This window comes from Streptococcus sp. ST14, assembly GCF_046098195.1.
Classification (GTDB): Bacteria; Bacillota; Bacilli; order Lactobacillales; family Streptococcaceae; genus Streptococcus.
Map to the genome: position 1 here is coordinate 52,340 of NZ_JBJUSF010000001.1, position 18,837 is coordinate 71,176.

The 18,837-nt window shown below is 43.6% G+C and carries 18 protein-coding genes and 1 riboswitch; of the genes, 12 read left to right on the top strand and 6 right to left on the bottom strand.

Translation table 11 applies throughout. From position 1 onward, the window contains the following. Positions 1-9: 9 nt before the first annotated feature. The 3 genes from ACIY19_RS00200 to rnhC form a co-directional block, all read right to left on the bottom strand. A complete protein-coding gene (locus tag ACIY19_RS00200) occupies positions 10-2,379 on the bottom strand; it encodes an ATP-dependent RecD-like DNA helicase (RefSeq protein WP_409002407.1) in 2,370 nt (789 codons plus the stop codon). A 127-nt stretch (positions 2,380-2,506) separates the two neighbouring features. After that, a complete protein-coding gene (lepB, locus tag ACIY19_RS00205) occupies positions 2,507-3,121 on the bottom strand; it encodes a signal peptidase I (RefSeq protein ID WP_001083992.1) in 615 nt (204 codons plus the stop codon). Between the two features lie 3 nt (positions 3,122-3,124). Next, positions 3,125-4,006: a ribonuclease HIII gene (rnhC, locus tag ACIY19_RS00210; protein ID WP_084881477.1), complete on the bottom strand. Its 882-nt coding sequence runs from the start codon at positions 4,004-4,006 to the stop codon at positions 3,125-3,127. An 86-nt stretch (positions 4,007-4,092) separates the two neighbouring features. Here rnhC and zapA point away from each other — a divergent pair, with 86 nt between their 5' ends. The 6 genes from zapA (at position 4,093) to ACIY19_RS00240 (ending at position 10,732) form a co-directional block, all read left to right on the top strand. Further along, entirely contained in the window at positions 4,093-4,395 is a 303-nt protein-coding gene (zapA, locus tag ACIY19_RS00215; protein ID WP_000002028.1) for a cell division protein ZapA, read from the top strand. After that, positions 4,392-4,940 (top strand): CvpA family protein, encoded by a 549-nt coding sequence (locus tag ACIY19_RS00220; protein ID WP_000623538.1) that lies wholly within the window; start codon positions 4,392-4,394, stop codon positions 4,938-4,940. The genes zapA and ACIY19_RS00220 overlap by 4 nt, the downstream gene beginning before the upstream one ends. Before the next feature lie 100 nt (positions 4,941-5,040). Further along, positions 5,041-7,377: an endonuclease MutS2 gene (locus ACIY19_RS00225; RefSeq protein ID WP_409002408.1), complete on the top strand. Its 2,337-nt coding sequence runs from the start codon at positions 5,041-5,043 to the stop codon at positions 7,375-7,377. 165 nt (positions 7,378-7,542) lie between these two features. Beyond that, positions 7,543-7,631: riboswitch (glycine riboswitch) on the top strand. Positions 7,632-7,720: 89 nt separating this feature from the next. Continuing rightward, entirely contained in the window at positions 7,721-9,043 is a 1,323-nt protein-coding gene (locus tag ACIY19_RS00230; RefSeq protein ID WP_000891450.1) for a sodium:alanine symporter family protein, read from the top strand. A gap of 130 nt (positions 9,044-9,173) precedes the next feature. Continuing rightward, positions 9,174-9,722 carry a carboxymuconolactone decarboxylase family protein gene (locus ACIY19_RS00235; protein WP_000206774.1) on the top strand — a complete coding sequence of 183 codons (549 nt, stop codon included), beginning with the start codon at positions 9,174-9,176 and terminating at the stop codon, positions 9,720-9,722. Between the two features lie 110 nt (positions 9,723-9,832). Further along, on the top strand, positions 9,833-10,732 hold the full coding sequence (locus ACIY19_RS00240) for a TDT family transporter (RefSeq protein WP_409002409.1): 900 nt from the start codon (positions 9,833-9,835) through the stop codon (positions 10,730-10,732). Between the two features lie 23 nt (positions 10,733-10,755). Here ACIY19_RS00240 and serS read toward each other — a convergent pair whose 3' ends face one another. The 3 genes from serS to ACIY19_RS00255 all read right to left on the bottom strand — a co-directional run bounded on the left by serS (position 10,756) and on the right by ACIY19_RS00255 (position 13,983). Next, a complete protein-coding gene (gene serS, locus ACIY19_RS00245) occupies positions 10,756-12,030 on the bottom strand; it encodes a serine--tRNA ligase (RefSeq protein ID WP_409002410.1) in 1,275 nt (424 codons plus the stop codon). A 214-nt stretch (positions 12,031-12,244) separates the two neighbouring features. Beyond that, entirely contained in the window at positions 12,245-12,616 is a 372-nt protein-coding gene (locus tag ACIY19_RS00250) for a DUF956 family protein (RefSeq protein WP_000079381.1), read from the bottom strand. 2 nt (positions 12,617-12,618) lie between these two features. Then, entirely contained in the window at positions 12,619-13,983 is a 1,365-nt protein-coding gene (locus tag ACIY19_RS00255) for an aspartate kinase (RefSeq protein ID WP_409002411.1), read from the bottom strand. Between the two features lie 282 nt (positions 13,984-14,265). On the opposite strand from ACIY19_RS00255, the gene ACIY19_RS00260 reads away from it, so the two are divergent. The 6 genes from ACIY19_RS00260 (at position 14,266) to fabD (ending at position 18,837) form a co-directional block, all read left to right on the top strand. Continuing rightward, complete coding sequence (locus tag ACIY19_RS00260; protein ID WP_042902828.1) at positions 14,266-15,051, top strand: enoyl-CoA hydratase; 786 nt, start codon at positions 14,266-14,268, stop codon at positions 15,049-15,051. A 90-nt stretch (positions 15,052-15,141) separates the two neighbouring features. Next, the gene (locus ACIY19_RS00265; protein ID WP_033630318.1) at positions 15,142-15,576 is read left to right on the top strand and encodes a MarR family winged helix-turn-helix transcriptional regulator; all 435 of its coding nucleotides are present in this window, start codon (positions 15,142-15,144) and stop codon (positions 15,574-15,576) included. Next, positions 15,576-16,550 (top strand): beta-ketoacyl-ACP synthase III, encoded by a 975-nt coding sequence (locus ACIY19_RS00270; RefSeq protein WP_409002412.1) that lies wholly within the window; start codon positions 15,576-15,578, stop codon positions 16,548-16,550. Before ACIY19_RS00265 ends, ACIY19_RS00270 begins: the two co-directional genes overlap by 1 nt. A 57-nt stretch (positions 16,551-16,607) precedes the next feature. Beyond that, positions 16,608-16,832, top strand: coding sequence for an acyl carrier protein (locus ACIY19_RS00275; protein ID WP_000257840.1), 225 nt, complete (start codon positions 16,608-16,610; stop codon positions 16,830-16,832). Between the two features lie 117 nt (positions 16,833-16,949). Beyond that, positions 16,950-17,924 carry an enoyl-[acyl-carrier-protein] reductase FabK gene (gene fabK / locus ACIY19_RS00280; RefSeq protein ID WP_000857451.1) on the top strand — a complete coding sequence of 325 codons (975 nt, stop codon included), beginning with the start codon at positions 16,950-16,952 and terminating at the stop codon, positions 17,922-17,924. Beyond that, entirely contained in the window at positions 17,917-18,837 is a 921-nt protein-coding gene (gene fabD, locus ACIY19_RS00285) for an ACP S-malonyltransferase (protein WP_409002413.1), read from the top strand. The genes fabK and fabD overlap by 8 nt, the downstream gene beginning before the upstream one ends.

Below are 18,837 nucleotides of genomic sequence, written 5' to 3' on the forward strand. Positions count from 1 at the left end.
TCTGATGCACTATTTTCCAAAAATCTCTTTAAGGTCTGCGTCTGTAATCCCAATCATAGCGGGAATACTAGACCAGTTTTGCTCGGTGAGGATGTAGGATTGTTCAGAGTCACTTGCTGTGGCAGTTTCAGAGAAGGCTTGTTTACTTTCTTCAATATTAGTTTCAATTAAATCACTGAAACGCTCAATCAGATAGGTCTTGCGAGCAGTTCCGATGTGCTTGACTGCATAGTCGAAAGCCTGTAATTCACCAAGAAGGATGAGCTTGCTCTTAGCCCGTGTGATAGCTGTGTAGATGAGATTTCGCTCCAGCATGCGCTTGCTAGCACTGGTGATGGGCAGGATAACAACAGGAAACTCACTTCCCTGAGACTTATGGATACTCATGGCATAGGCTAGTCGAATCTTGTACCATTCGTTGCGTGGATAGATGACCTCATTGCCGTCAAAATCAATGACAATCTCGTCTTGTTTGGACTCGGTGTATTTTCCAGGAATTAGGTCTGTGATGTAGCCTAGGTCTCCGTTAAAGACATTGACTTCAGCGTCGTTGACTAGGTGAATGACCTTGTCCTCTGTTCGATAGTGACACTGAGTTGCTTCAAAGCTAACTTGTCCCTTTTGCTGAGGATTGAGCAGGTCTTGCATGAGCTGGTTGATGGCGTCAATACCAGCGGTTCCTCGATACATAGGCGCTAGCACCTGAATATCACGAGCCGGAATGCCACTTCTGAGGGCAGCGCCGAGGATTTTCTCAATCGTAGCTGGGATATGGCCACTAGCGATTTCAAAGTAGGAACGGTCTGCCTTTTTCTGGGTAAAGTCAGCTGGCAAGATGCCTTGTCGAATCTGACTCGCCAAGGTAACGATAGTTGATTCTTCGCTCTGACGGTAAATCCGTTCCAAGCGAGTCTGCGGAATCAGGGGTATCTGGAGCAGGTCAGCAAGGACTTGTCCGGGACTAACAGAAGGCAACTGGTCACTGTCTCCCACGATGAGGATTTTACTGTTAGAGGAGATATTGGAGAAGAGTTGGTTGGCTAGCCAAGTATCCACCATGGAAAACTCATCCACGATGATGAAGTCGGCATCCAGATAATCTTCTAGATGACTGGTATCATCGTCTCCCGTCATCCCCAAATGGCGATGTATAGTCGCGCTAGGCAAACCTGTCAATTCATTCATGCGCCGAGCTGCTCGACCAGTTGGAGCAGCAAGAAGGATAGGCAGATTGCTTTTTTTCCTGAGATCAAGCCCTTCTAAAAGGGCATAAACAGCGATAATTCCATTGATAACAGTCGTCTTACCTGTACCAGGTCCACCTGTCAGGATAAAGACCTTGTTCTGGATAGCGTCACAGATAGCTTGCTTTTGGATACTATCGTATTGGATACCCAGTTCTTCCTCAACACTAGCGATATGCTTGTGAATGGTTTCCAAATCCTGATTTTTCTGCTTTTCTTTTTCAAGGATACGAACCAAGTGACTGCGAATGCCTTCTTCAGCGAAAAAGAGGCTATTATCAAAGATTTTAGTGTCAATCTGCTGAACCTTGTCTTCTTCAATCAGATGAGATAATTCCTGAGCGACTTGGTTGGGATCCAGTTCCACGGGACGGGAGGACTCGAGGAGAGTCAGGGTCTGTTCCAGCAAATCACGGGCTTCCATATAGGTATCACCCGTATCCATACAAGCTTGAAAGAGACTGTGGACAAGGCCAGCACGGAAGCGCTCGGGAGCTTGGCTTTCGATGCCTAGTTCGGCGGCTAATTGGTCAGCAATGGTAAAGCCCAAGCCCTTGATATCCTCAACCAGCTGGTAGGGATAATTTTCGACAATATCCAGCGTTTCGTTCTTGTAAAAATCTTGAATCTGAAAGGCTAGTTTATTGGGAATGCCGTAGTTAGCTAGTTTTGCCAAAACCATCTCTGTCCCATAGTTGAGACGGAGGGTGGAGACAAATGCCTCACGGTTTTTGGCAGAGAGTCCAGCAATGCTTTCCAGCTTTTCAGGATGCTCCAGAATTTCGTCTATGGTATTGTCACCGTAGCTATCAACGATTTTTTGGGCCGTTTTGAGACCAATCCCCTTGAAATGGCTACTGGAAAAGTACTTGACTAGCCCATTTTTAGTTGGTTTTGCCCGTTCATAACGGCTGATCTGAAGCTGTTCCCCATACTTGGAGTGCTGAACGATTTGCCCCCAAAAAGTATAGTCTTCACCCTCAATCACGTCCGCCATAGTTCCTGTAACGATGATTTCAAAATCGTCAAAGTCCTCCGCATTGGTATCTTCGATATCTAGGAGCAAGATGCGATAAAAATTACTAACATTTTCAAAAATAATGCGTTCAATGGTGCCTGAAAAATAAACTTCCATAGGTTTCCTTTACATGAGTTCGTGAGAATTGGTCTCTTGTCCACTTTGAAAAAACTAGATGACGAAAAGTTTTTTCTCACAATAGAAAAAGAGACTGAGACTTAGCATTCTCGGCCTCTTCCTTATCTTAAAATGTTCCGATACGGTTAAGTGGCCAGAAACGGAATTTTGCTTCGCCTTTGATATCGCTGGCCTTGAAGGTACCGACATGGCGGCTGTCGCTAGAGACTAGACGATCGTCACCAAGGAGAAGGTATTCGCCTTGAGGGACAGTAAAGCTGAAGCTGGTGTTGGAATTGACATCGACCGTAAAGGCTTGTGCTTTTTGAGCAAGTTCTCTAAAGTAAACTCCCTTATTGCCTTCAAATCCTTTTCCAGTATAGGTGTTTTGCAACTTTTCTGTTTTGAACAAGTTGAGGTACTCAGCTAGGTAAGGTTCATTCGTTTCTTCACCGTTGATAAAGAGTTTGTCATTTTCGTAGCGGATGGTATCACCAGGCATGCCGATAACCCTTTTGACAATGTCTTTATTTCCGTCTTCCTCATGCGCAACCACAATGTCGAAGCGGTCAATTGGGAGGTGTTTAACAACGAAAAGAACTTCTCCGTCGGCTAGGGTAGGGTCCATAGAGTGTCCTTCTACACGGACATTGCTCCAAAGAAAGATACGGCTAAGACCGACCAGTGCGATAATCAGGAAGAAAACTCCCCATTCTTTTAGAAATGTTTTAAACGAATTCATAATTTACCTTTCTAGAAGTGCTTTGGCTTTTTCAGTGTTTTTAAAGTGAAGTTTGGCGCAGAAATGAAGTCCCTTCATACCATAGGCTTGAAGGATTTTGCTAGCAACCTTATCAGATGCAATTCCAGCACCGCTTGGCAGTTGATAGCCTAGTTCTCGTCCAAGATTTTCCAAGTTTTCGAGGAAGAGATCACGCGCAATGATGGAGCTAACCGCAACAGCCAGGTATTTGCCCTCGGCTTTTTCTTCCAAAGTGATCTTGTTTGGAAAACGGTTGGCTTCCTGCGCCAAGTACTTGTCATAGTTTTTAGCGCTTGTAAAAGCATCAATCACGATTTTTTCTGGCTGGACTCCTTTTTGAAGCAGGAGAAAGATAGCCTGATTATGAAGGGCAACTTTTACAGAAACAGCATTGTAACGCTCTCCGATAACTTCGTTGTACTTGCTCGGTGAAAGGAGGAGCGCTTGGTGCTGGATTTTTTCCTTGAGGATAGGGGCAATCTGACGAATCTTTTGGTCTGTCAGAGTCTTGGAATCCCCCACACCGAGTTTTCGCAAGAAGTCGTGCTGGTCAGGTGTCACGAAGGAAGCCACAACAGCCAGCCCACCAAAGTAGGAACCATTTCCCACCTCATCAGTCCCAATCATAGGGAAATCTTGTCCACTGGTTTCCTCTACAACTTGATAGCCAAAGAAACTGGCGTACTGCTCAGCAGCTTCGCCCTGAAGGAGGACTTTTCCAGAAGTATAGATGGAAACCGTTGCCTGAGGCAGTCTCAAAAAATAGCGAATATAAGGATTTTTACTAGGACTGAGAGCCTTCTGATACTGACTTAAAAAGCTCTGAATTTCCTGTTCACTTGGTGTGAGTGTGATACTTGCCATAGTCTCTATTGTACCACAAAAGCAGGAGAATTGGTAAAAACTGACAAAGTTAGCGAAATTTGGTATAATATCGTGAGGTGAATTTTATGGCAAATCTAAATCGATATAAGTTTACATTCGGGAAAAAGACATTAACCTTGACAACCGAGCATGACAACCTCTTTATGGAGGAAATTGCCAAGGTTGCGACTGAAAAATACCAAGCAATTAAAGAACAAATGCCTGGGGCGGATGATGAGACCATTGCGCTTCTTTTGGCGGTCAATTGTCTGTCTACACAACTCAACCGTGAGATTGAATTTGATGACAAGGAGCAAGAGTTGTTAGAACTCCGCCACAAGTTGATTGCTGTTAAACAAGAACAGAGCAAGATTGAGGACTCCCTATGATTTCAATCCTACTCTTATTGGTTCTGGCTTGGGGCTTTTACATCGGCTACCGTAGAGGTTTGGTCCTGCAAGTTTATTATTTCCTCGTGGCAGTGATTTCAGCCTTTGTTGCGGGACAGTTTTATAAATCACTGGGTGACCACTTCCACTTGCTTGTCCCTTATGCCAATCCTCAGGAAGGACAGGGAACCTTTTTCTTCCCTTCAGACCAGCTTTTTCATCTAGACAAGGTCTTTTATGCGGGTCTAGCCTATCTTTTAGTTTTCGGAATTTGTTATAGTATCGGACGTTTTATCGGTTTGTTCCTGCACTTGATTCCAACTAAAAAGCTCGATGTCAAATGGTTGCGTATCGGATCAGGCCTTTTGTCTCTATTGGTAACCTTATTTGTCTTGCAAATGGCTCTGACCATCCTTGCAACGGTGCCTCTGGCAGTCATTCAAAATTCACTCGAAAAAAGTATAGTAGCCAAACACATCATCCAAAGTGTCCCTTTTACGACAAACCTTATCAAACAACTCTGGGTGACAAATTTAATCGGATAAAAAGGGCGGGATTTTTCCTAGCCCTTTGTTTACAGATTGGGGGACTAGGTCAAAACCTCTAGTTGCTATAATCTTATAAACAAGCATACAAGGAAAAAATATGAATACAAAAATACTAGAAACCTTAGAATTTAATAAAATCAAAGCCTTGTTTGAACCGCATCTCTTGACAGAACAAGGCTTAGAGGAGCTAAAAGGCTTGGCTCCAACTGCTAAGGTGGATAAGATCAAACAAGCCTTTACAGAGATGGAGGAAATGCAAGCCCTATTTGTGGAGCAGCCCCACTTTACCATCCTAGCGACACGTGAGATTTCAGCTGTCTGTAAGCGTCTGGAGATGGGAGCGGACCTCAATATTGAGGAGTTCCTGCTCCTCAAACGAGTCTTGCTGGCTAGCAGAGAGTTGCAAGGCTTTTATACCAATCTCGAAAACGTACGCTTGGAGCAGTTGGCGAGATGGTTTGAAAAACTACATGATTTCCCACACTTGCAAGGGAGTCTCCAAGCCCTAAATGATGCAGGATTTATCGAAAATTTTGCCAGTGAAGAACTAGCACGTATCCGTCGGAAAATCCATGATAGCGAGAGTCAAGTTCGAGATGTCTTGCAAGACTTGCTCAAACAAAAAGCTCAGATGTTGACGGAGGGCATAATCGCTAGCCGAAATGGTCGTCAAGTCTTACCTGTCAAGAATACCTATCGTAATAAGATTGCAGGTGTTGTCCATGACATCTCTGCTAGTGGGAATACGGTCTATATCGAGCCACGTGAGGTGGTCAAGCTGAGCGAAGAAATCGCCAGTCTGCGAGCAGACGAACGCTATGAGATGATTCGCATCCTGCAGGAACTATCGGAACGGGTTCGTCCTCATGCTGCTGAGATTGCTAATGACGCTTGGATCATCGGTCATCTGGATCTGATTCGTGCCAAGGTACGTTTCATCCAAGAAAGACAAGCAGTTGTTCCTCAACTTTCAGAGAATCAGGAGATTCAACTCCTTCATGTTCGCCATCCTTTGGTCAAAAATGCTGTCGCAAACGATGTACACTTTGGTAAGGAATTAACGGCCATTGTCATTACAGGTCCCAATACTGGTGGGAAGACCATCATGCTCAAAACCCTGGGCTTGACTCAACTCATGGCCCAGTCTGGCTTGCCAATCTTAGCTGATAAAGGAAGCCGTGTTGGTATTTTCGAGGAAATCTTCGCGGATATTGGCGATGAGCAGTCTATCGAACAAAGCTTGTCTACCTTCTCCAGCCACATGACCAATATCGTAGATATTCTTGGCAAGGTCAATCAACATTCACTCTTACTTTTGGATGAGTTGGGGGCAGGTACCGATCCGCAGGAAGGAGCAGCGCTTGCTATGGCTATTCTGGAGGATCTTCGTCTGCGTCAGGTCAAGACCATGGCGACGACCCACTATCCAGAACTCAAGGCCTACGGTATCGAAACAGCCTTTGTGCAAAATGCCAGCATGGAGTTTGACACAGCCAGCCTGCGTCCGACCTATCGCTTTATGCAGGGAGTTCCTGGTCGAAGCAATGCCTTTGAAATTGCCAAACGCCTGGGCTTGTCAGATGTCATCGTAGGAGATGCCAGCCAGCAGGTCAATCAAGATAATGATGTCAACCGTATCATTGAGCAATTGGAAGAGCAAACGCTTGAAAGTCGCAAACGCTTGGACAATATCCGTGAGGTGGAGCAAGAAAACCTCAAGATGAATCGAGCACTCAAAAAACTTTACAACGAGCTCAATCGTGAAAAGGAAACTGAGCTCAACAAGGCGCGTGAACAAGCTGCCGAGATTGTGGAACTCGCTCTAAGTGAAAGTGATCAGATTCTCAAAAATCTCCATAGTAAGTCTCAACTCAAACCCCACGAAATCATTGAAGCCAAGGCTGAGCTGAAGAAATTGGCCCCTGAAAAAGTCGACTTGTCTAAAAACAAGGTCCTTCAAAAGGCCAAGAAAAAACGAGCTCCAAAGGTGGGAGATGACATTGTGGTCCTCAGTTATGGTCAACGTGGAACCTTGACCAATCAGCTTAAGGACGGCCGTTGGGAAGCCCAAGTCGGTTTGATCAAGATGACCTTGGAAGAGAAAGAATTTGACCTTGTTCAGGCTCAGCAAGAAGCCCCAGTCAAGAAAAAACAAGTCAATGTCGTCAAACGAGCTTCTGGTCGTGGTCCGCAAGCGAGACTGGATCTCCGAGGTAAACGGTACGAAGAGGCCATGAATGAGCTGGACGCCTTTATCGACCAAGCCCTGCTTAATAACATGGCGCAAGTCGACATTATCCATGGTATCGGAACAGGAGTCATCCGTGAGGGCGTCACCAAATACCTGCAAAGAAACAAGCATGTCAAGAGTTTTGGCTATGCTCCACAAAATGCTGGAGGCAGTGGTGCCACCATTGTGACCTTTAAAGGTTAAAAAAGAGTACGTCTCTTTTTTTGAAAAAGAAGTGAAAATCCATCTTTTTTCAAATAATATATTGACAAAGACTAACTTTTCTTGTAAAATAATAAAAAATAAAATACCAACACCGAATGAAGTTTAATAGAAGTGGAGAAAGGTTTGTTTTCCATGACTGTAAATGGACGGAACTCTGGAGAGACCGTAAAGGCACCGAAGGGGCAAGGCAGGCAACTGCTCAAACTCTCAGGTAAAAGGACAGAGCTAGGATAGACCGCTTTTAGGCATTTATCTAAGCATTCCAGAGTACATGTATCTTGCATGTGCTCTTTCTTTTGGGGTTGAAAGATAGGAGAAGGACATGTTAGAATTGCTTAAAGCGCTTGATGCTTTCGTTTGGGGGCCTCCCCTCTTGATCTTATTGGTCGGAACGGGTATCTATTTGACCATCCGACTAGGACTTTTGCAGGTGGCTCGTCTCCCTAAGGCCTTTCAGCTGATCTTTACCAAGGATAAGGGGCATGGCGATGTGTCGAGCTTTGCTGCTCTCTGTACGGCTCTAGCAGCCACCGTTGGTACGGGAAATATCATCGGAGTGGCGACAGCCATTAAGGTTGGGGGACCAGGGGCCCTCTTTTGGATGTGGATGGCGGCCTTCTTTGGGATGGCGACCAAATATGCCGAAGGCTTGTTGGCCATCAAATATCGCACAAAGGATGCAAATGGAGCTGTAGCTGGAGGACCCATGCATTACATCCTTTTGGGGATGGGAGAAAAGTGGCGTCCACTTGCTATCTTCTTTGCCCTAGCGGGTGTATTGGTAGCCCTTCTAGGGATTGGTACCTTTACCCAAGTCAATTCGATTACAGAATCCATTCAAAATACAGCCCAAGTTGATCCAGCTATCACAGCTCTGATTTTATCCATTTTGGTGGGTGTTGCTGTCTTTGGTGGCCTCAAGTCCATATCAAAAGTTTCGACAGCAGTGGTTCCTTTTATGGCTATTGTCTATATTTTAGGGACTCTTACAGTTATTCTCTTTAATATCGAGAAAATCCCAGCCACACTTGCCCTCATCTTTACTTCAGCCTTTAGTCCAACTGCTGCGGTAGGTGGTTTTGCAGGTGCCAGTATTCGGATGGCTATCCAAAATGGTGTGGCGCGGGGAGTCTTCTCTAACGAATCTGGTCTTGGTTCTGCTCCCATTGCAGCGGCTGCAGCTAAGACAAATGAGCCTGTCGAGCAAGGCTTGATTTCCATGACAGGAACCTTTATTGATACCCTCATTATCTGTACGTTGACTGGTTTAACAATCTTGGTAACTGGGGTTTGGAGTGGTGATTTGAATGGGGTTGCCTTGACCCAGTCAGCCTTTTCAACAGTTTTTTCATATTTTGGACCTTCCCTCTTGACCATTTTCCTTGTACTCTTTGCCTTTACGACGATTCTCGGATGGAACTACTACGGAGAACGCTGTTTTGAGTTTCTCTTTGGTGTTCGTTTTATCTGGCTTTACCGTGTAGTCTTTGTAGTCATGGTCTTGTTGGGAGGATTTATCGAGTTGGATATGGTCTGGATTATTGCAGATATCGTCAATGCCTTGATGGCTTTACCAAACTTGATTGCCCTCTTAGTCTTATCGCCAGTCGTCATTGCTGAGACTAAACAGTATTTTAAACACTAATCCAATCACACTTTTGGTGTGATTTTTTCATTTCATAAACATTTCCTATCAAGGCGATTGAAAATATATATTATCCAAGTGGAAAATTCTATGATAGACTAAATGACAATAAAATGAAAAGAGGTTTCTTATGACAACATTTACCATCCACACAGTAGAATCAGCACCAGCAGAAGTGAAAGAAGTTCTTGAAACAGTACAAAAAGATAACAATGGCTATATTCCCAACCTAATCGGTCTCTTGGCCAATGCCCCAACCGCGCTTGAAGCTTACCGAACTGTCGGAGCCATCAACCGCCGCAATAGCCTGACACCAGTGGAACGCGAAGTAGTACAAATCACAGCTGCCGTAACCAATGGTTGTGCTTTCTGCGTCGCAGGTCATACAGCCTTTTCAATCAAACAAATCCAGATGAATGATGATCTTCTCCAAGCTCTCCGCAACCGCACTCCGATTGAAACAGATCCAAAACTAGATACTCTAGCTAAGTTTACCTTGGCGGTCATCAATACCAAAGGGCGTGTAGGAGATGAAGCCTTGGCTGAATTTTTGGAAGCTGGCTACACGCAACAAAATGCCTTGGACGTGGTTCTCGGTGTTAGTCTTGCCAGCCTTTGTAACTATGCAAACAACCTAGCCAATACGCCTATTAACCCAGAATTACAACCTTATGCCTAGTTCGAATCAGAAAGAAAAAATGAAGACTGAGCAATCCAGTCTTCATTTTTCTATGCTATTTTAAGCGCTTTTATGCTATACTAATAATAACATGATTATTGGAGGCTCGAATGAAAAAGCTCCCCTTAGTATTTTCTGGTTGTTTGTTGGGTTTAGCAGGTGCAGGAAATCTGATTGCAGATACTTTGCCTGTTCTGTCGCATTTATTGAGTCTGACTGGTCTAGTGTTGTGGATTTTCTTTCTTGTTGTTCATCTTTTTAATTGGGAAGAAACCAAGAAAGAATTGACCAAGCCCCCTCTTTTATCTGGGATGGCCACCTTTCCCATGGCTGGGATGATTTTAGCGACCTATGTCTTTCGCGTATTCCCTGCTCTTCATTTGGTAGCACAAGGGATCTGGTGGTTTTCATTTCTCTTGGATTTGACTTTGATTGCTACTTTTACCATCAAATTTGCCTGTCCAGGTCGGAGGGTCAATGCGACTCCTAGCTGGACGGTACTCTATGTGGGGATAGCAGTAGCAGCCTTGACCTATCCTCTTGTCGGTATCATTGAAATTGCCTATGCGACCTTGAGTTTTGGTTTTGCCTTGACCTTCTATCTCTATCCCCTTATTTATAGTGATTTAAAGAAAGATCCACTCCCAGTGGCCTTGCTTGGACAAGAAGGAATCTACTGTGCTCCCTTCTCCCTACTCTTGGCTTCTCTAGTTCGAGTTGGAGGAGCAAGCCTACCGACTTGGCTCTTGATTGTCATGATTTTGGCATCTCAATCCTTCTTTTTCTTTGTTTTAACTCGCCTACCCAATATTTTAAAACAAGGATTTCAACCAGCCTTCTCAGCCCTCACCTTCCCAACCATTATCACAGCTACCTCGCTCAAGATGGCTCAGGGAATTTTGAAACTTCCATTTCTGGATTATCTGGTCTTGGCTGAAACCGTTATTTGCCTCACTATTTTATTCTTTGTCTTGGTTGGTTATCTGATTTGGTTACGAAAAAAGGTCTAGCTAGAAATAGCTAGGCCTTATTTTTATGGTTTGATAACTTCAGCGCCACCCATGTATGGACGAAGAGCTTCTGGAATGGTTACAGAACCATCTTCATTTTGGTAGTTTTCAAGAATAGCAGCCACTGTACGTCCAACCGCAAGTCCAGAACCGTTCAAGGTGTGAAGGAGTTTCACCTTACCATCGGCTTCATCACGGTAACGGATTTGGGCACGACGGGCTTGGAAATCTTCTGTGTTTGAACAGCTTGAGATTTCACGGTAGGTATTTTGGGCTGGAATCCAAACTTCCAAGTCATAAGTCTTGGCAGCTGAGAAGCCCATGTCCCCAGTAGAGAGGGCAACGACACGGTATGGAAGGTTGAGTTTTTGAAGGATGTTTTCAGCGTTGGCTGTCATTTTTTCCAATTCTTCGTAAGATTCTTCTGGTTTGGTAAATTTGACCATTTCAACCTTGTGGAATTGGTGCAGACGAATCAAGCCGCGTGTATCACGACCAGCTGAACCAGCCTCAGAACGAAATGAAGGACTCATAGCAGTGAAGTAGATTGGTAGGTCTTTACCGTCAAGGATTTCATCACGGTAGTAGTTTGTAAGAGGCACTTCAGCTGTAGGAATGAGGACATAATTAGTGTCTTTCAATTCAAAAGTGTCTTCCTTGAATTTTGGATATTGACCAGTACCAAACATTGAGTCATGGTTAACCATGTATGGTGTGATGACTTCGGTATAGCCCTCTTTACCATGCTCATCCAACATGAAGTTGTAGATAGCCCGTTCCAAACGAGCCCCAAGTCCTTTATAGAAGAGGAAACGAGCGCCCGTTACCTTACCACCGCGTTCCCAGTCAAGGATACCCAAGTCTTCACCAAGATCCCAGTGAGCTTTTGGTTCGAAGTCAAACTCGCGTGGGCTACCCCAACGGCGGACTTCCACATTGTCATCTTCATCAGCCCCAACAGGAACACTGTCAGCTGGGATGTTTGGAAGAGTAGTGGTAAATTCTGTTAATTTAGCATCGATTTCTGCCAATTCAGCATCCAAGGCTTTGACTTCAGCAGATAAGGTTTGCATCGCAGCAATCTTGTCATCTGCATTTTCCTTGTTTCGCTTGGCTTGGGCAATCTCAGCAGAAACTGTGTTACGTTCTGCTTTGAGCGTTTCAACCTTGACCAAGATGTCACGACGTTTAGCATCGATTTTTTTCATCTCATTTAAGATAGCAGGATCTACACCACGTGTAGCTAATTTTTCAGCGACAGCATCAAAATCTGTACGAATACGTTTAATATCTAACATAAGAACTCCTTTATGAAAAAAAGCACACCTGACAAAGTGTTGGAGTGGCAGGGCCACGGTTCCATCCAACTTCACAGGTGTGCACTTGATTGAGTATTTAATTGTTAACAACGGTAGAATTTCACCTATCCCTCCTATCTGCTCGCAGCACCCGCAGACTTTCTGAAAGAAGAAGATAACCTACTTATCCGTTGCTATGATTATACTAAAGTTTCTACTTTTTTGCAAATAGATTTTTAAATTTTTGACCAATGGTCTGAATCAAAGTAGGAAGTTTGACAACCTTATCGTTTCCTAATTTTTTCCGAGCGATTTTGAGGATAGTCCCAGAGTCTTTTGAGGCAAAGAGGAATTTACCTTGATCAGTGAAGACTTCAAAGTGACGGCTGATCTTGCGACCACTTACGTTAGCTCCTATTTGCTGAATGCTGGACCAAGGGATTTGGATATATTGTTCGACATTGACATCAGGATAAAACTCTAAGGCTTGATCCCCGACTAAAAATTTTCCAACTTTTCCAGAGATAGAGAGGTAAGATGTCCCAGTAGTTTGGAGGTCAATGACTTGATTGAGTGATTGGGCCATGATTAGTCTTCCTTACTTTCACCGAAAAAGGCATGATAGAGAGCCTTGATAGCTGCTTTTTCTTGCTCTTTATTGACAACAAACATGATGGAAACTTCACTTGAACCTTGGGACATCATCTGGATGTTGATTTTATTCTCAGACAAAGCACGTGTTGCAGTAGCAGTTACCCCGATATGGCTCTTCATCTTTTCTCCAACAATCATAATGATGGAAAGGTCATGTTCGATTTCAGCATGGTCCACTTCAGCTTTTTGAACGAGTTGACGTAGAATTTCTTCTTCTTTGATAGGAGTTAATTCACGGGAGCGGAGGATGATTGAAAGATCGTCGATACCTGTAGGCATGTGTTCCCAACCGATGTTGAGGTCCTCAAGGATTTGCAGAACCTTGCGACCAAATCCGACTTCGCGGTTCATGAGGTATTTTGACATGTTGATGCTGACGAATCCTGAGTCACCCGCAATCCCTACTACTGGGAATTTATCACTACTGTGTTCTAAAACAATGCGTGTTCCTGGGTGGTCAGGGTTGTTGGTATTCTTGATGACAAGAGGAATTTTTCCGCGGTAAGCGGGTAGAAGAGCTTCGTCATGAAGGACTGAGAATCCAGCGTAAGCCAACTCACGCATTTCACGGTAGGTTAATTCAGGAATGGAGTGTGGTTGGTGGATAATACCAGGATGGGCAGCAAAGATACCATCTACGTCTGTAAAGTTCTCATAGAGATCAGCCTTAACACCTGCTGCAATGATAGAACCTGTAATATCTGAACCTCCACGTGAAAAAGTACAGATTTGATTTTCCTTAGTCACACCAAAGAAACCAGGGATGACAAGGACTTCGTTGCTATCAGCCAAGCCTTCAATCTTGTCATAACTAGATGGAATGATGCGTGCGTTTCCTGGTTCACTTGTGACAACAATCCCAGCTTCTCTTGGGTGAACATAGCGTGCATCAATGCCGTTTTGGTTAAAGTGGGCTGCAATCAATTTGGCATTGTTATTTTCTCCAGCCGCTAGGAAGGTATCATAGAGAAATTCATTGTCCTCTATAGGAAGAGTTGCCAAGGCCCGAATACTTTTAGAGATTTTTTCTAAAACAGCAGGTTTTAACCCTAGTTCACTAACCATAGCGGCATAACGGTCAATGATCCAGCTTTGGCTAGCACTGATGTCATTTCCAGCCACATAGTCACGATAGTATTTGATCAAGGCATCGGTTACCTTGGTATCTTCAGCATTGCGTTTGCCGGGTGCAGAAACGACTACAAAACGGCGTTCTTTATCACTTTTAACAATGTTTAAAACTTTTTCTAACTGACCAGCAGAGGCAAGCGAGCTTCCGCCAAATTTTACAACCTTCATAAGGACTCCTCAAGTAAGTGTTTTATACGATTATAGCAGAAAGAGGGGCATTTTTCAATGACGAAAATAACTTCCTATTATAATAGAAGAAAACACTAACTTATTCTGAAAAGCGATAACGATTTAAAAGTAAGAGTGTCAAATTTTACTCACACTCATAAATGATGGGTAAATAATCAGCTGAGACACTTTCCTTTAGTTTTTCCTTGCCTCTTTATCCAAAAAAAGGTATACTTTGATGATAAAACAATTTCATTGCCTTATAAAAGAAAAGGAGAAGCTATGAATCATATCTTATATCAGATCGTAGATGATCTGGCTATCATTACTTTGAATCGTCCCGAAGTGGCAAATGGTTTTCATATCCCAATGTGTGAGGAAATTTTAGAAGCTTTGACCCTAGCGGATCAGGATCAAGCTGTGCAGTTCATCTTGATTAATGCTAATGGGAAGGTCTTTTCAGTTGGGGGAGACTTGGTTGAGATGAAACGAGCAGTAGACGAAGATGATATTCCTTCTTTGAATAAGATTGCAGAATTAGTCAATACAATTTCTTTTAAAATCAAGCAAATTCCTAAACCTGTTTTGATGGAGGTAGATGGAGCGGTTGCTGGTGCCGCAGCAAATATGGCAGTAGCAGTTGATTTTTGTTTGGCGACTGACAAGGCAAAATTCATTCAAGCCTTTGTCGGAGTTGGATTGGCGCCAGACGCTGGTGGGATTCATCTCTTGAGTCGTAGCATCGGGGTAACACGGGCTGCACAACTTGCTATGACAGGTGAAGCCTTAACTGCTGAAAAAGCGCTAGAATGGGGCGTGGTATACCGTGTTTGTGAAGTTGACAAATTAGAAAAAACAAGAGAACAAGTTCTGAAAAAATTAAGAAGAGGTTCAGCAAACTCATACGCAGCGATTAAAAAGTTAGTTTGGGAAAGTCAATTTAAGGATTGGCAGAATTATGCTGAATTAGAATTGAAATTACAAGAATCGTTATCTTTAACTGAAGATTTTAAAGAAGGGGTTCGTGCACATTCTGAAAGAAGAAGACCGAAATTTACAGGAATGTGAAAAAATACTTGCACAATTTTTTGAAGTTTGTTATACTTCTTTTATCAAATGTTTTGATTGTAAAAGCTTTTTGAGGGGGAGGGAAACGATTTGGACTACCAACAAGTAAATGATTATCTAACATCTATTTTTAATAACGTCCTTGTGATTGAGGAGGTTAGCTTACGAGGTAGTCGATTCAAAGACATCTCCATCAAAGAAATGCACACGATCGATGTGATTGGGAAGTTCCCGGAGGCAACGCCAAGTAAGGTTTCAAAAGAACTGATGGTAACTCTTGGGACAGTGACGACGAGTTTGAATAACCTGGAGAGAAAAGGTTATATTGAGCGTATTCGTTCTGACCAAGACCGTCGAGTGGTCTATCTGCATTTGACCAAGAAAGGTCGGTTAGTCCATCGTCTTCATAGACGTTTTCACAAGGCAATGGTCGAAAAAATCATCGATGGCATGAGTCCTGAGGAAATAGAAGTTATGGGTAGAGGATTAATCAATCTTTATCAATTTTTGGAGGATTTGAAATAATGGCTTTTGCAAAGATAAGCCAGGTTGCTCATTATGTTCCAGAGCAAGTGGTCACTAATCATGACTTAGCCCAAATCATGGACACAAGCGATGAGTGGATTTCAAGTCGGACAGGAATTAAACAGAGACATATCTCAAAAACAGAGTCTACAAGTGATTTGGCGACAGAAGTAGCTAAGAGCTTGTTGGCTAAAGGGAGCTTAACAGCGGATCAGATTGATTTTATTATTGTAGCGACGATTACCCCAGACTCGATGATGCCTTCCACAGCAGCTCGAGTTCAGGCAAATATCGGAGCGCATAGAGCTTTCGCCTTTGATCTGACAGCAGCTTGCAGTGGCTTTGTATTCGCTCTCTCAACTGCAGAAAAGTTTTTAAGTTCTGGACAGTTCAAAAAAGGGATTGTTATCGGGGCTGAGACCTTATCCAAGGCAGTTGATTGGTCAGATCGTTCGACAGCTGTTCTCTTTGGGGATGGTGCTGGTGGGGTTCTCTTGGAAGCGAGCGAAACACGTCACTTCCTTGTGGAAAGTCTCTATACAGATGGCTCTCGGAGCGAGTGTTTGACCTATGGTCAAACGGCTTTGGCTTCTCCTTTCTCGGATCAAGAAGCAGTTCCTGCTTTTTTGAAAATGGATGGACGAGCAGTTTTTGATTTTGCAAATCGTGATGTTGCTAGATCGATAAAAGAAACCATTGAAAATGGTCCAATCGCAGCATCGGAATTGGATTATCTCTTGCTTCATCAGGCAAATATCCGCATTTTGGATAAGATGGCTAAGAAGATCGGCGTAGACCGAGACAAGCTTCCTGCCAATATGATGGAGTATGGAAATACCAGTGCAGCAAGTATCCCGATTTTGCTCTCAGAGTGTGTGGAGAATGGCAAGATTCGTTTAGATGGTAGCCAGACGATTCTCCTATCAGGCTTCGGTGGAGGTTTGACATGGGGCACACTCATTCTTACAATCTAGGTAATCATGTGGTAAACACATAGTTATAAATTTTTTATATTTTAAAGGAGTCCTATCATGGCAGTATTTGAAAAAGTACAAGAAATTATCGTTGAAGAACTTGGGAAAGACGCATCAGAAGTAACACTTGAATCTACTTTTGATGATTTGGATGCAGATTCATTGGACTTGTTCCAAGTAATCTCTGAAATCGAAGATGCTTTCGATATCCAAATCGAAGCAGAAGATAACTTGAAAACAGTTGGTGACTTGGTTGCCTACGTTGAAGAGCAAACAAAATAATTAACATATTACTAGAAGGAGTAGGGGAAACCCACTCCCTCTTGTTTAGGTAATAGTTTGAAACTCAAACGATAAACTCATCGAACTATTACGTAAGCAAAGAATGATGGAGGCACTATGAAAACACGTATTACAGAATTATTGAACATTGATTATCCTATTTTTCAAGGAGGAATGGCCTGGGTTGCAGATGGTGACTTGGCTGGTGCAGTATCAAAAGCTGGTGGTCTAGGGATCATTGGTGGTGGGAATGCACCTAAAGAGGTCGTAAAGGCTAATATCGATAAAATCAAATCACTTACGGACAAACCTTTTGGTGTTAACATCATGCTCTTGTCACCTTTTGTAGAAGACATCGTTGATCTCGTGATTGAAGAGGGGGTCAAGGTGGTTACAACTGGTGCAGGAAATCCAAGTAAATACATGACTCGTTTCCATGATGCAGGAATTACAGTTATTCCTGTTGTTCCAAGTGTTGCTTTGGCAAAACGCATGGAAAAAATTGGTGCAGATGCAGTTATTGCAGAGGGAATGGAAGCCGGTGGACATATTGGTAAATTAACAACCATGACCTTGGTTCGCCAAGTTGCTGCAGCCGTTTCAATTCCGGTTATCGCAGCTGGAGGAATTGCCGACGGTGAAGGTGTCGCTGCAGGCTTTATGCTTGGTGCAGAGGCTGTTCAAGTTGGTACGCGTTTTGTAGTAGCCAAGGAATCTAACGCCCATCCAAAATACAAGGAAAAAATCTTAAAAGCGCGTGATATCGATACGACTATTTCAGCTCAACATTTTGGACATGCTGTTCGCGCCATTAAAAATCAGTTGACACGTGACTTTGAACAGGCTGAAAAGGATGCCTTTAAACAAGAAGATCCAGATTTAGAAATCTTTGAGCAAATGGGAGCTGGTGCTCTTGCTAAAGCCGTTGTTCATGGAGATGTAGAAGGTGGATCCGTCATGGCAGGTCAGATCGCTGGTTTGGTTTCTAAAGAGGAAACTGTCGAAGAAATCCTAAAAGATCTATACTATGGTGCAGCCAAAAAAATTCAAGAAGAAGCCTCTCGTTGGGCAGGAGTTGTAAGAAATGACTAAAACAGCCTTTCTATTTGCGGGTCAAGGTGCTCAGTATCTAGGAATGGAGCGTGAACTCTATGATCGCTACCCTATCGTCAAGGAAACAATTGACCAAGCCAGTCAGGTTTTGGGTTATGACCTTCGTGACTTGATCGATAAGGAAGAAACCAAGTTAAACCAGACTCGCTATACGCAACCAGCTATTTTAGCGACTTCGGTTGCTATTTACCGACTATTAAAAGAAAAGGGATACCAGCCGGATATGGTAGCAGGATTGTCTCTTGGGGAATATTCTGCTCTTGTAGCAAGTGGGGCCTTGGACTTTGAGGATGCAGTTGCCTTGGTTGCTAAGCGCGGTGCTTATATGGAAGAGGCTGCACCTGCAGGCTCTGGGAAGATGGTTGCGGTTCTCAATACTCCAGTTGAAGTGATTGAGGAAGCTTGTGAAACAGCCTCTAAAGTTGGAGTAGTGACTCCAGCTAACTACAACACCCCAAGCCAAATCGTTATCGGTGGCGAGGTGGCTGCGGTTGACCGCGCAGTTGAACTCTTGCAGGAAGCAGGAGCAAAACGATTGATTCCTTTAAATGTATCGGGTCCTTTCCACACAGACCTTCTAGAGCCAGCTAGCCAACAGCTAGCTGGGGCTCTTGAGGGAATTAGTTTCTCAGACTTTATTTGCCCTCTAGTCGGCAATACAGAAGCTGCAATCATGGAAAAAGATCGAATCCAAGAGCTTTTGACGCGTCAGGTGAAGGAACCGGTGCGTTTCTACGAAAGTATCGCAGTCATGCAGGATGCTGGTGTGACCAACTTCATTGAAATTGGTCCGGGAAAAGTCTTGTCAGGCTTTGTCAAAAAGATTGATAAATCAGCTAAGTTAGCCAATGTTGAAGATTTGGCAAGTTTGGATGCTTTGCTGGGAAACTAG